Here is a 12,249-nt window from a genome sequence, read left to right as displayed (position 1 = left end):
TGCTGAGCTTGCGCCTAGCCTGGCTGGTTAATGAGCGAGAACGCCGCTCGCTCGACATAGTCGCGGATCGCAGCATCGTGCATCGGCGGAAGCTTTGCTGCATCGAGCGCTGCGTTCATATGCTGCAACCAGCGATCGCGTGCGTCCGAGTCAATGTGGAATGCCGCGTGACGCATCCGCAGCCGGGGGTGACCTCGTTCTGCCGAGTAGGTTCCCGGGCCTCCCCAGTACTGCTCGAGAAACATGCGGAAGCGGCGGATGGCGCCGTCCCAGTCGTCCTGTGGGTACATGGGGGCGAGAATCGGGTCCTCTCGAACGCCCTCGTAGAACTTTGCGGCGATGAACTCGAAGGTTTCCTCGCCACCGATCTGCGCCCAGACCGTATCGGTCAAGGCATCACCATTCTCGTCCTTGCGCAGCGTCAAACGAGGCTGCGCTGGTGTCTGATCGGTCATGCTTTACCTCCGAGTGTTGGCGGGAGTTCATCCGCCAGTTTGATGCCGTTCTCATTGAAGCTTCGACGAATCGCGGCGCGCAATGCTCGGCGGACTTCATCTCGCGCCTCTGGGCGAGTGCGCATCGTCAAACGCAGGGTCGCCCGATTGCCGTAGACACTCTCGAGACCGAGGATCTCTGGGAAGCCAGTCACCTTGCGGCGGTATTGCTCCTGCGACAAGAGATCTTCAGCTGCGTCAACTGCGACTTCACCCACGTGCTTGAGGTCTTGGTCTGCGTCGACGGTGATGTCGATCACTGCGCGACCCCAGCCCTGGGAAGCGTTGCCGAGCATGAGAATCTCGCCATTGCGGATGAACCAGAGTGTGCCATCGTAGGCGCGCACCTGAGTCACGCGAATGCCAACGTCTTCCACGGTTCCTGAGATCGTGTCGATGGTGACGAAGTCGCCAACGCCGAGCTGATCTTCAAACGCCATAAACAAGCCGTTGAGGATGTCTTTGACGATGTTCTGTGCGCCAAAGGTGAGGCCTGCCGCGACAATGCCGGCCGAGGTGAGAAGCGCTGCGAGGTTCACACCCATGTTCGCAAGAATGGCGATGAGCGCGAACACGACTATTGACCAAGTGATGACGTGGCGACCGACGGTGCCAAGGGTGCGGGTCCGCTGCACCGCACGTGCATTGATGTACGGTGCAGCGGTGAGCTCTGAGGTGGAATCGACGTCTTGCGCTTTCTTCACGCCCTGTACGATGCGTTGCACCGTGCGCCGGAGGGCGAACCTCAACAGCCAATTCGCAAACAGGGCGATCGCAATGATCATCAAGATGTTGATTGGCTGCTTAAAAGTCGTGTAGAAGTCAGCTAAAGGCGCCGCCACCTCAGAGATGAACATCGTTAGGCCGCCGCGTCAGCCTGCTGTGCGGCGAGTGCGCGCACGATGCCCGAGTGGTTCTCGATGATGAGGCGACGCAGCGCAGGTGCAGCCTCTTCGTTTGCATCAAGCCACGCGCGGGTTGCCTGCTCAAGTGCAGCGTCTGCGAGCGGTGACGGGAAGAACCCGTCGACGAGCTCTTCGACGATTGCGTAGCTTCGCGAATCCCAGAGCTGAGTCAGCGACGCGAAGTACGGCTCAACGAACGGGGTCAGGAGCTCGCGATCGTGTGCACGCAAGAAGCCGAGGCCAGTCGACCGTACAATCGCATTTGGCTTGTCTGACTCGACGAACACCGAGTCCCAGGCTGCCGACTTTGCCTCAGCAGTCGGAAGTGCTGCACGTGCGTGCGCTGCAGACTGGTTGCCCGTCGCCGTACGGTCGCTCTCGAGTGCCTTGTCGATCTCGGCTGCGGTGGCACGATCGCCTGCAGCGAGTGCGATCAGCAGCTCCCAGCCAAGGTCGGTGTCGATGTCGAGCTTCTCGAGCTCGATCTTGCCCTCGAGAAGTGCGAGAACTGAGTCGAGCTGATCGTCAGTCGCGGCGAGCTGCGCGAATGCCTTGACGAACTGGAACTGTGCATCGGTGCCGGGCTCAGCATCGATTGCGCGCTGCCAGAGCGTGTCTGCAACCTTCTCGAGCGTTTCTGCGCGACGCTCTGGTGCGACGTAGCTCGAAGCAGCGAGGATCAGCTGGTTGAGCAGGGTACGCAGTGTCGTCGAGTTGGTCTCGCGGTCCATGTGCGCGAGAACGATGTCAACAAAACGTGAGGCAGGGAACTCTGCGTCTCGAGTCGCATCCCACAGGGTGCTCCAGGCGAGGGCGCGTGCGAGTGAGTCTGTGATGTCGCCGAGATGAGCAGAGACGGTCTCGAGCGAACGCTCATCGAGGCGAATCTTCGCGTAAGTCAGGTCATCGTCGTTGAGGAGCACGAGTGCAGGCTGCTGCTCGCCGATGAGTTCAGTGACATCGGTGCGCGCGCCATCGACATCGAGTTCGACGCGCTTGGTGCGAACAACTGCACCGTTCTGCTCTTCGTAGAGACCAACAGCAATGCGATGAGGGCGAAGAGTTGGGTAGTCAGCGTGTGCGGTCTGCTCGATTACGAAGCTGGTGAACTTGCCATCAGCATCAACCTCGAAGACGGGACGAAGCGTATTCACGCCGGCGGTTTCCAGCCACTTCTGGGTCCAGTCAGTGAGGTCGCGACCACTCTGCGCCTCGAGTTCGGTCATGAGATCGGGCAGCTCGGTGTTCGAGAACTGGTGCTTCACGAAGTAATCGTGCACGCCGGTCATGAACGGCTTGCGGCCAACCCACGCGACGAGCTGCTTCAGAACTGAAGCACCCTTTGCGTAGGTAATGCCGTCAAAGTTCACGAGAACATCCTGCAGATCACGGATCTCAGCCTTGATGGGGTGCGTCGAAGGGAGCTGGTCCTGACGGTATGCCCATGACTTCTCGCTTGCCGCGAAGGTGGTCCAGCAATCCGACCACTCGGTCGCCTCAGCAACGCCAAGCGTCGACATGTACTCGGCGAACGACTCGTTCAGCCAGAGATCGTTCCACCAGCGCATGGTGACGAGGTCACCAAACCACATGTGCGCGAGCTCGTGCAGGATCGTCACAACGCGACGCTCACGAATGGCATCGGTGACCTGGCTGCGGAACACGTAGGTCTCGGTGAACGTGACAGCGCCAGCATTCTCCATTGCACCCATGTTGTATTCAGGGACGAACAGCTGATCGTACTTGTCGAACGGGTACGGGAAGTCGAACTCATTCTCGAAGAACTCGAAGCCCTCGCGGGTCTTGTCGAAGACGTAGTCTGCGTCCATGTACTCGGAGAGTGAGTGGCGGCAGAAGACGCCGAGCGGAATGATACGACCGTCCTTGCTCGTGAGTTCGCTGCGTACCTCATAGTACGGGCCTGCGATGAGCGCGGTGATGTAGCTCGAAATGACCGGGGTGGGTTCAAACGTCCAGGTCGCGAGTGCTTCGCCGCCGAGAACACCGACGCCAGAGGGGTCAGCAACCGCTACTGGTTCAGGTGTCGGCTGGTTGCTCGTTACCTTCCAGCGTGCAGGAGCGGTAACCGTGAACTGGAAGTTTGCCTTCAGATCGGGCTGCTCGAACACGGGGAACATGCGACGCGAGTCGGGGACCTCGAACTGTGAATAGAGGTAGACCTCGTTGTCAGCCGGGTCGACGAAGCGGTGAAGCCCCTCGCCGGTGTTCATGTAACGCTGCGTCGACTTGATACGCAGCACGTTCTCTGCGGCAATGCTTGGCAACTGCACGCGCGAATCAGCGAATACCTCCGCCGGATCAAGCGAGACACCGTTCAGCTCAACGAGCTCAACCGATGCAGCAATGAGGTCGATGAAGGTCGAAGCACCAGCTTCGCCCGTGAACCGAACCGTTGTATCTGATTGGAACGTCTCGTCACCCGACGCAAGGTGCAAAGCAATTTCGTAGCTCTGACTCTGTACGACGCGAGCGCGTTCCTGGGCCTCAAGACGAGTGAGGTTTTCTCCTGGCACTGTGATCTCCACTCCACGAAAAACAATGTGATGAGTCCACTGTATTCGTCCAAACCAATGACCGCGCTGAACAGGCGTGAACGCGACAGAAATCTCGCCCAGAATTGGCACAGCCCAGATAGGGTGAAACCATGAGTGAGCAGACACCAAACGTTGAGTTTTTCTTTGATCCCATCTGCCCCTGGTGCTGGATGACCAGCCGCTGGGTGCATGAGGTGTCAGAGGTACGTGGATTCCCAGTCACCTGGCGCCCCATTAGCCTCGCGATTCTCAACGAAGGCCGCGACGCTGGCTCGCACGCAGAAGGCCACCGGCAGGGCAAGCGCCTCGGCCAGATCGCAATCGCAATCCACGAGGTCGCTGGAGATGTAGCGGTAGGACGCTTCTACACCGAGGTGGGCACTCGTATTCACCCAGACGACCGTGACGACTACGACGCGATCATTGCTGAGGCGCTCGCCGCAGTGGGGCTCGACGAGAGCCTTGCAGCACGCGCCGATGCCGCTGACGATACGGTGCTTCGAGAGAATACCGACTTTGCGATGGCGACAGCGGGTCCTGATGTCGGAGTTCCCATCATCTCGGTTGACGGCAACGCGTTCTTCGGCCCGGTTGTCACACCTGCGCCTGCGGGAGACGCTGCGCTGCGTTTGTGGGACGGCATGGTCATGGCTGCAAGCGTGCCTGGCTTCTACGAACTCAAGCGCGGACGAACCGCCGGTCCGCAGTTCTAATCCGCACCGGGTAAACTAGTCACCATGCGCATTCATGTTGCCACCGATCACGCGGGTCTCGAGTTCAGCCAGCAGCTTCAGCAGCACCTGGCAGACCAGGGCCACGAAGTTATTGACCACGGTCCTGAGGCCTACGACGCTCTCGACGATTACCCCTCGTTCTGCATCAACGCAGCACTCGGGGTAGCTCGCGATGAGCGTGACGGCGTGGAGGCCCTCGGCGTCGTGTTCGGCGGTTCGGGTAACGGCGAGCAGATCGCTGCGAACAAGGTTGAGGGGATCCGCGCGGCACTCGTGTGGAACGACTCGACCGCTGAGCTCGCTCGCGAACACAACAATGCCAATGTGATTTCGATTGGTGCGCGTCAGCACCCCGTTGAAGATGCGATCCGTTTCATCGATCTCTTCATCGCGACGCCGTTCCCCGGTGATGAGCGCCACGTGCGCCGCATCGGGCAGCTTGGCGAGTACGAGCGCACCGGCCTTATCGCCGGTAAGCAGGTCGATTCACTCTAAGAATTTCCAAGATTGGCCGGTGAGGTCAATCATGAGGGTGGGGTTCTGGGTCCGTGCGTGCGCGTTCCCGAGCCCCACTTCTTGTATATGTGAGGTGAGTTCTTATGCCTGAGGGGCATTCCGTACACCGAATTGCGCGCCAGTTCGGTGTGAACTTCGTTGGCACTGCGCCAGAGATTACGAGTCCGCAGGGCCGGTTTGCGCAGGGCGCTGAACTGATCAGCGGTCGCAAGATGATCGATGCGCGCGCAGTCGGCAAACAAATGTTCCTTGAATTCGAAGGTGGATACTGGCTGCGCGTCCACCTCGGAATCTACGGCGCTTGGGATTTCGCTGGCGAAGTGCGCGTCGACGACTCTATTCAGATCCACGGACAGACGCCAGGGCACTCAAAGCTTGGCCAGACCGGAGAGCACTCGCGTCCGAGTGGTTCGCGCCCGATTGATGCTGACGCTGAAGACTCGGTGACGTCGATCGGCGCGCCCCGTCGGACCCGTGTGCGTATGGCTGAGAGCGACAAAGCCTCCGCAGCGGCATCGGAATGGCCACCTGAGCCTGTCGGGCAGGTGCGGGTGCGACTTCTCAATGACCTCGTATGCGCGGATCTGCGCGGCCCCACCGCATGTGAAGTGTTGACGCCAGCAGAGGTCGACGCGGTCATCCAAAAGCTTGGCCCCGACCCCGCGAACGCAAACACGCCAGTGGAAAAGCAGCGGTTTGTCGAACGAGCTGGCAAAAAGAAGACCGCCATTGGTCTGGTGCTCATGGACCAGTCGGTGGTCGCTGGAATTGGCAACGTGTACCGAGCAGAGATGCTGTTCCGCGCTGAAATTGATCCGCACACCCCCGCAAATACGATCGACCGAACCGTGCTTGAAGCCATGTGGGATGACTGGGCGGCGCTCCTGGAAACCGGAATCACGGTGGGTCAGATGATGACGATCGACGGGCTTGAGGGCGAAGCCTACGAGAAGGCGCTCGTCGAGCGCGATGAGCGGCACTGGGTGTACAAGCTCGAGGGAACGCCGTGTAAACGTTGCGGCACAAACATCGTTCTTGAGGAGATGGCGAACCGCAAGCTGTATTGGTGCCCCGGCTGCCAGCACTAGTAGCGCTTGAGATTCGGGTGCGGATCGCGCTCACGCGGACTCACGGCATCGGGTGTGCGCACTGACCGCCGTTGCGAGTCGCCTCCAATAGGTTATCGGCCGCCAATATGTCAGATTTTCGGATCTTGAACATATTGGCGGCCGATTGCATATGCGCGGGAGGTATCCCGCTGGTGACCTACTCGTTGATGTCGATGTGCTTTGTCTCAGGGGTCAGCAGGAGCGACATGAGTGTGATGAGCGCAGCGACGGTGAGGTACCAGCCAACGTACATCGGGCTGCCATCAGCGAGGCCCCACAACCAGACAGCGATGATTGGGGCAAGCGCAGCACCAAGAATCGAGGAGACGTTGTAGGCAAACGCAGAACCTGTGTAGCGAACGTTGGTTGGGAACATCTCTGGAAGGAACGCTCCCATCGGCCCAAATGTTAGTCCCATGAGGGTGAATCCGAGTGCAAGGAAGAACATAACCGCAGCGGTCTCGCCACCGAGGAGTGGCGTGAACGTGAATCCAAACAGCGCAATGGCGATGGTGACCCAGATAAGGGTACGACGGCGACCGAAGCGGTCGGCGAGCGGCCCCGAAACAAGGGTGAAGATGCCGAAGAAGACAACACCGAAGACCAGCATCAGGATGAACTCGTTGTAGGTGTATCCCTGGCCTGCGACATAGGTCGACGCATCGAAGGGAGTGCCAGCGTCTGCTGCAGAGCGCTGTGCTGCCTCAAGGGTGGGACGCGTGCCGAAGGTCAACGTGAATGACGTCATCAGGTAGAAGAACACGTAGGTTGCAAACATCGCGAAGGTGGCGCGAATGAGCGCCTTGCTGTGGTTCTTGAATGCTTCTACGAGTGGCATCCGGATAACCTTGCCGGTTTGCTTGGTGCGTTCGAACGCCTCAGATTCGACGAGCTTGAGTCGAACCCAGAGGCCAACGATCACCATGACCGCTGAGAAGAGGAAGGGGATGCGCCACCCCCAGCTGAGGAATGCCTCGGATGCGATTCCGGGAGATGCTGGGTCAGCGAGGGCGTTGTTGATGAAGAAGAACAACATGTTTGCGATGACAAAGCCAAGCGGTGCGCCGAGCTGGGGGAAGGTGCCGTACCACGCGCGCTTGCCTTCGGGAGCGTTCTCAGTAGCGACGAGAGCAGCACCAGACCACTCGCCGCCAATGGCGAAGCCCTGAGCGAGACGCAGGATGAGCAGGAGGACTGCTGCCCAGGCGCCGATGCTGTCATGCGTGGGGAGCAGGCCAATGAGAAACGTTGCAACACCCATCGTGAGGAGGGACGCAACGAGGGTCGTTTTGCGGCCGAGCCGGTCACCGAGGTGGCCGAAGAAGATTGCGCCGACCGGGCGCGCGAGCATCGCGGCACCGAAAGTAGCGAAGGACGCGATGAGCGCGGTCGTCTCGTTGCCGGTCGGGAAGAAGAGCGTGGGGAATACGAGCACGGCCGCAGTTGCATAGACGTAGAAGTCGTAGAACTCGATGGTTGTTCCGATGAGACTCGCAAGGATCACACGTGAACGAGAGTTCGTCGGTGTCGCATTTGTGCGCACGGTTGAGGAAGCTGAACTAGACAAAATGTCGCTTTCGAAGGGTCAGGTATAAGGCCTGAGCCACTCAACCGGGGGTGCTGCTTCGATGACTCAGCGCCGTTGACTGTCTTGACCGTAGGTGTTGGTCATCGTGACAGTCTACGCCGGTCGCAGCCACGGGGTGGACACGCGCGAGTACGCGTGATGAAGAGTGTTCGCACTTATGGCATAATTGAAGCTTGTGCCACGGCGCGACGCTGCCGCGAGGGTTTCGCATGGTCCGTGATGCACGCACTTACTTTTCAATTTATATTTCAGCGTTCCGGCTTGCGGCGGGCGCAGAGAGAGACAATCATGCAGAAGCTCGACCACGTCGATGCCGCGTCGCTCAAGAGCGACATCCCCGCGTTCCGCGCAGGTGACACCGTTAAGGTTCACGTGAACATCGTTGAGGGCAACCGTTCGCGTGTCCAGGTGTTCCAGGGTGTTGTTATCTCCCGTCACGGTGACGGCGTTCGCGAGACGTTCACCGTTCGTAAGATCAGCTTCCAGGTTGGCGTTGAGCGTAAGTTCCCCGTCCACTCGCCTGCGATCGACAAGATCGAGGTTGTCACCCGTGGTGACGTTCGCCGCGCGAAGCTGTACTACCTCCGTGGCCTCACCGGCAAGAAGGCAAAGATCAAGGAGAAGCGCGACAAGTAATTGTTGCCCTCTTGATCTCCTCAGGCTCTCATCTACTCGTAGGTGGGAGCCTGAGGCGTTTCACTGGTGCCATGCAATACGCTAATCACATCCCCGTACGCGACGGGGAACCGCTAATTTCAGGAGCGACATGAGCAAAACAGCCCGCGGGCGACGATCCGGTTTTCTAACGTTTATCCGTGACCTCATCGTCATTGTCGTGGTGGCTTTCCTGGTGTCGTTCTTGCTGAAGACGTTCCTGGTTCGTAGCTTTTATATCCCATCGCAGTCGATGGAGAACACGTTCCAGATTGATGACCGGATCCTCGTGAACCAGCTCGTCCCAAACGTGCAAGACGTCAAACGTGGCGACATCGTCGTGTTTAGCGATCCCGGTGGGTGGCTCTACCCGCGCAGCGGTGATTCAAATCCCAGCGGTGTCGAGAGCGTGTTGCAGGCTGTTGGTCTCGCGGCTGATACCAGCCACAACTACGTCGTAAAGCGCGTCATTGGTATCGGCGGCGACCGGGTGACCTGCTGTGACACCGGTGGGCGCGTGGCAGTGAACGGCGTGCCGCTCGATGAGCCATACATCGTCATCCCTGAAGGGGAGAAGAAGGCCTCCGCCATTGATTTCGACGTTGTTGTCCCCGAGGGCTCACTCTGGGTCATGGGGGATAACCGTTACGCAAGCAAGGACTCTCGATACAACCAGGACGGTCCTGGCAAGGGCTTCGTGCCTGAGACCGAGGTCGTCGGGCGCGCGTTCCTGCTGAACTGGCCGCTCAACCGGCTGAGCTGGCTGTCGAACCCTGAGAACACCTTCGTTGGAGTAGAAGAAGCCCGTGGCAACTGATTGCGAACCGCTGACCTGCAAGGCTCCGCCTGAGAAGGACCCAACGCTTGATGTTGAGTGGCAGTGGTTCTCTGAGGGTGCTGAACTTGTTATCGGCATTGACGAGGTCGGCCGTGGGGCGATTGCTGGTCCTGTCGCCGTTGGTGCACACGTCGTCACCCGCGGCACCGAAGAGTTTCCAGCAGGGCTCCGCGACTCAAAGTTGCTCACGGAGAAGCGGCGCGAAAAGATCGCTCCGCTCGTTGAGGAGTGGGGTGCTGGAGCTGTGGGATATGCCACCGCTGCAGAGATCGATGAGCACGGGATTACTGCGATGCTCGGCGCCTCTGCACGTCGTGCACTCCTGCAACTCCACGAACAGGGCATCGATGTGACGCGCGCAGTGATTCTCGTCGACGGTTCGCAAGACTGGCTGACGCCGCAGCTGAAATCCCCGCTCGATGTCCGCACTCGGGTCGGTGCGGATCGCGCCTGCGCGAGCGTAGCGGCCGCTTCGGTGCGCGCAAAGGTCGCTCGTGATGAACTCATGCGTGAGGCGCACGAACAGCATCCCGGCTACAGTTGGGACACCAATAAGGGGTACGGATCCGCCGCTCACTATGCAGGTTTGGAAGAATACGGCGTGACCGAACTGCACCGTATTACCTGGTTGAAAGAAAAGTAGCCGACGGGCGAAACGGTAGGCTTGTCCCGTGAAGTTTGGCAGTAACCCTCAGCATGCGCCCATTGGAGTCTTTGATTCGGGCGTCGGGGGATTGACGGTAGCGCGCGCCATTCGTGACCAGTTGCCGAATGAATCCATGATTTATGTGGGCGACACCGCTCACACGCCGTACGGTCCGCGACCGATTGCTGAGGTGCGGAGACTTGCACTTGAGGTCATGGACCGCTTGGTTGCTGAGGGCGTGAAGATGCTGGTCATCGCGTGCAACACGGCGTCAGCTGCCGTGCTTCGTGATGCGTACGAGCGGTATGACGTGCCGGTCGTTGAGGTCATTGGCCCAACAGTGCGTAGCGCGCTCGCGATAACGCGCAATGGCCGCGTTGGTTTGATCGGGACGAAGGGAACGATCCGCTCACGTGCCTACGAAGACCTCTTCCGCGTGAGCGCTGGCGTTGACCTCACCTCTCGTGCCTGCCCGCGCTTTGTCGAGCTCGTTGAAGCAGGCAAAACTTCTGGCGAAGAGACACTCGCGATCGCATCCGAGTACCTTGCGCCGCTCAAAGCAAAAGAGATTGACACGCTTGTGCTTGGCTGCACGCACTATCCATTCTTGCGAGGTGCGATCCGCCAAGTCATGGGTCCTGACGTTGCGCTCGTATCGAGTGACATTGAAACCGCAAACCGGGTGTACGAGGTGCTCACGGACGAGCAACTGCTGCGCCCCGTTGATGCTGGAGAGCCAGTGATCCGCTACGAAACGACCGGTGAAGACGGAGAGCACTTTGCTGATCTGGCGCGTCGTATGCTCGGCATCGAAGTAGACCCGGTCGAACCACATCCACAAAAGGAGAACTGATGAGCGACATGACCCGTGTTGATGGACGCACGCCAGCGCAGATGCGCCCCGTCACAATTGAGCGTGGCTGGAGCAAGCAAGCTGAGGGTAGCGCGCTCATCAGCTTTGGCGACACGAAGGTGCTGTGCACCGCATCGTTCACTCCAGGTGTTCCTCGCTGGCTGAAGGGCGAGGGTACCGGTTGGGTGACTGCCGAGTACTCGATGCTTCCCCGCTCGACGAATGATCGCATGCAGCGTGAGTCGGTGCGCGGCAAGATCGGTGGACGTACCCACGAGATTTCGCGCCTCATTGGTCGTAGCCTTCGCGCGGTGATCGATACTTCCGAGCTCGGTGAGAACACGATCGTGATCGACTGCGATGTTCTTCAGGCAGATGGCGGTACGCGCACCGCGTCAATCACTGGCGCATATGTTGCGCTCGCTGACGCGATTGAGTGGGCTCGCGAGAACGGACACATCGGACGCAAGGCTCAGCCGCTGAAGGACAGCGTTGCAGCTGTCTCGGTTGGTATCGTGAACGGCGTGCCGATGAGTGACCTCGCATACGTCGAGGACTCAAAAGCTGACACTGATATGAACGTCGTAGCGACCGGCACAGGCGGTCTCGTCGAGGTGCAGGGTACTGCCGAGGGCGTCCCTTACAGTCGTGACGAGCTCAATACGCTGCTCGATCTCGCTCTCGCGAGCATCTCTGAACTGGGCGAAGCGCAGTCCGCAGCACTCGCTGGGGATGCCGCATGACCCAGATCGTACTTGCCAGCCACAATCAGAAAAAGCTGGCTGAGCTCCGTCGCGTACTTGAACCGTTGGTGCCTGGCATCGAGGTCGTCAGCTATGACGGGCCAGAACCGGTTGAAGACGGTTTGAGCTTCGAGGCAAACGCGCTCATCAAGGCTCGTGCAGCGGCAAAGCACACTGGTTTGCCCGCGGTGGCAGATGACTCAGGCATCTCCGTTGACGTTCTCGGTGGCTGCCCCGGCATCTTTTCGGCGCGTTGGTCGGGTCCGGAGCGTGACGATACGAAGAACCTTGAGCTGTTGCTCTGGCAGCTTTCGGACATCGCTGAGCCAAATCGTGCAGCACGTTTCGTCTGTGCTGCTGCATTGGTCATGCCAGACGGTGAAGAAGTGTGTGAGCTTGGCAACTGGGCTGGCGATATTCTCACGGAGCGCGCAGGCACTGACGGATTTGGGTACGATCCGATCTTCCGACCCGCGGGAGAGAGCCGATCTGCAGCAGAAATGCGTCCGGAAGAAAAGGACCTGGTTTCACACCGAAATCGTGCGTTCACCGCGCTAGCCCCGGCGATTGCGAAGCGACTCATCTCCGAATAACGCAGGAAAAGTATCGTAATG

13 protein-coding genes are annotated in these 12,249 nt (G+C 59.5%); 9 read left to right on the top strand and 4 right to left on the bottom strand.

Annotated features, from left to right (window positions below; genetic code table 11):
• Positions 1-14: 14 nt before the first annotated feature.
• From FW756_RS05535 to pepN, 3 genes are read right to left on the bottom strand one after another with little or no spacing between them, the layout of a single operon-like run.
• A complete protein-coding gene (locus tag FW756_RS05535; RefSeq protein WP_446429160.1) occupies positions 15-455 on the bottom strand; it encodes a globin in 441 nt (146 codons plus the stop codon).
• Complete coding sequence (locus tag FW756_RS05530; protein WP_446429159.1) at positions 452-1,351, bottom strand: mechanosensitive ion channel family protein; 900 nt, start codon at positions 1,349-1,351, stop codon at positions 452-454. Before FW756_RS05530 ends, FW756_RS05535 begins: the two co-directional genes overlap by 4 nt.
• 2 nt (positions 1,352-1,353) lie before the next feature.
• Positions 1,354-3,933: an aminopeptidase N gene (gene pepN / locus FW756_RS05525; RefSeq protein ID WP_446429158.1), complete on the bottom strand. Its 2,580-nt coding sequence runs from the start codon at positions 3,931-3,933 to the stop codon at positions 1,354-1,356.
• A 131-nt stretch (positions 3,934-4,064) separates the two neighbouring features.
• Here pepN and FW756_RS05520 point away from each other — a divergent pair, with 131 nt between their 5' ends.
• The 3 genes from FW756_RS05520 to FW756_RS05510 all read left to right on the top strand — a co-directional run bounded on the left by FW756_RS05520 (position 4,065) and on the right by FW756_RS05510 (position 6,292).
• The gene (locus FW756_RS05520) at positions 4,065-4,667 is read left to right on the top strand and encodes a mycothiol-dependent nitroreductase Rv2466c family protein (protein WP_446429157.1); all 603 of its coding nucleotides are present in this window, start codon (positions 4,065-4,067) and stop codon (positions 4,665-4,667) included.
• Positions 4,668-4,691: 24 nt separating this feature from the next.
• A complete protein-coding gene (locus tag FW756_RS05515; RefSeq protein ID WP_446429156.1) occupies positions 4,692-5,183 on the top strand; it encodes a ribose-5-phosphate isomerase in 492 nt (163 codons plus the stop codon).
• Positions 5,184-5,287: 104 nt separating this feature from the next.
• Complete coding sequence (locus FW756_RS05510; RefSeq protein ID WP_446429155.1) at positions 5,288-6,292, top strand: Fpg/Nei family DNA glycosylase; 1,005 nt, start codon at positions 5,288-5,290, stop codon at positions 6,290-6,292.
• A gap of 178 nt (positions 6,293-6,470) precedes the next feature.
• On the opposite strand, the gene FW756_RS05505 is transcribed toward FW756_RS05510, so the two are convergent.
• Entirely contained in the window at positions 6,471-7,880 is a 1,410-nt protein-coding gene (locus FW756_RS05505) for an MFS transporter (RefSeq protein ID WP_446429154.1), read from the bottom strand.
• Positions 7,881-8,189: 309 nt separating this feature from the next.
• Here FW756_RS05505 and rplS point away from each other — a divergent pair, with 309 nt between their 5' ends.
• From rplS to rdgB, 6 genes are all read left to right on the top strand, one after another.
• A complete protein-coding gene (gene rplS / locus FW756_RS05500; protein ID WP_446429153.1) occupies positions 8,190-8,537 on the top strand; it encodes a 50S ribosomal protein L19 in 348 nt (115 codons plus the stop codon).
• 130 nt (positions 8,538-8,667) lie between these two features.
• On the top strand, positions 8,668-9,372 hold the full coding sequence (lepB, locus tag FW756_RS05495) for a signal peptidase I (RefSeq protein WP_446429152.1): 705 nt from the start codon (positions 8,668-8,670) through the stop codon (positions 9,370-9,372).
• The gene (locus FW756_RS05490; protein ID WP_446429151.1) at positions 9,362-10,036 is read left to right on the top strand and encodes a ribonuclease HII; all 675 of its coding nucleotides are present in this window, start codon (positions 9,362-9,364) and stop codon (positions 10,034-10,036) included. The genes lepB and FW756_RS05490 overlap by 11 nt, the downstream gene beginning before the upstream one ends.
• A gap of 28 nt (positions 10,037-10,064) precedes the next feature.
• Positions 10,065-10,892 (top strand): glutamate racemase, encoded by an 828-nt coding sequence (murI, locus tag FW756_RS05485; RefSeq protein WP_446429150.1) that lies wholly within the window; start codon positions 10,065-10,067, stop codon positions 10,890-10,892.
• Entirely contained in the window at positions 10,892-11,635 is a 744-nt protein-coding gene (rph, locus tag FW756_RS05480) for a ribonuclease PH (RefSeq protein WP_446429149.1), read from the top strand. Before murI ends, rph begins: the two co-directional genes overlap by 1 nt.
• Positions 11,632-12,228, top strand: a complete 597-nt coding sequence (rdgB, locus tag FW756_RS05475) for an RdgB/HAM1 family non-canonical purine NTP pyrophosphatase (RefSeq protein ID WP_446429148.1) — start codon at positions 11,632-11,634, stop codon at positions 12,226-12,228. Before rph ends, rdgB begins: the two co-directional genes overlap by 4 nt.
• The last annotated feature ends 21 nt before the right edge of the window (positions 12,229-12,249 follow it).

The sequence above is a fragment of the Leucobacter sp. 1207-22 genome, from assembly GCF_052850455.1.
The sequence above is the reverse complement of the archived record's forward strand: the minus strand, read 5'-3'. Positions and strand labels throughout refer to the sequence as shown.

What these genes read in the sequence shown, in the direction of transcription:
- FW756_RS05535 (WP_446429160.1), bottom strand. Translation starts at nt 455, where the DNA reads ATGACCGATCAGACACCAGCGCAGCCTCGTTTGACGCTGCGCAAGGAC.
- FW756_RS05530 (WP_446429159.1), bottom strand. Translation starts at nt 1,351, where the DNA reads ATGTTCATCTCTGAGGTGGCGGCGCCTTTAGCTGACTTCTACACGACT.
- FW756_RS05520 (WP_446429157.1), top strand. Translation starts at nt 4,065, where the DNA reads ATGAGTGAGCAGACACCAAACGTTGAGTTTTTCTTTGATCCCATCTGC.
- FW756_RS05515 (WP_446429156.1), top strand. Translation starts at nt 4,692, where the DNA reads ATGCGCATTCATGTTGCCACCGATCACGCGGGTCTCGAGTTCAGCCAG.
- FW756_RS05510 (WP_446429155.1), top strand. Translation starts at nt 5,288, where the DNA reads ATGCCTGAGGGGCATTCCGTACACCGAATTGCGCGCCAGTTCGGTGTG.
- rplS (WP_446429153.1), top strand. Translation starts at nt 8,190, where the DNA reads ATGCAGAAGCTCGACCACGTCGATGCCGCGTCGCTCAAGAGCGACATC.
- lepB (WP_446429152.1), top strand. Translation starts at nt 8,668, where the DNA reads ATGAGCAAAACAGCCCGCGGGCGACGATCCGGTTTTCTAACGTTTATC.
- rph (WP_446429149.1), top strand. Translation starts at nt 10,892, where the DNA reads ATGAGCGACATGACCCGTGTTGATGGACGCACGCCAGCGCAGATGCGC.
- rdgB (WP_446429148.1), top strand. Translation starts at nt 11,632, where the DNA reads ATGACCCAGATCGTACTTGCCAGCCACAATCAGAAAAAGCTGGCTGAG.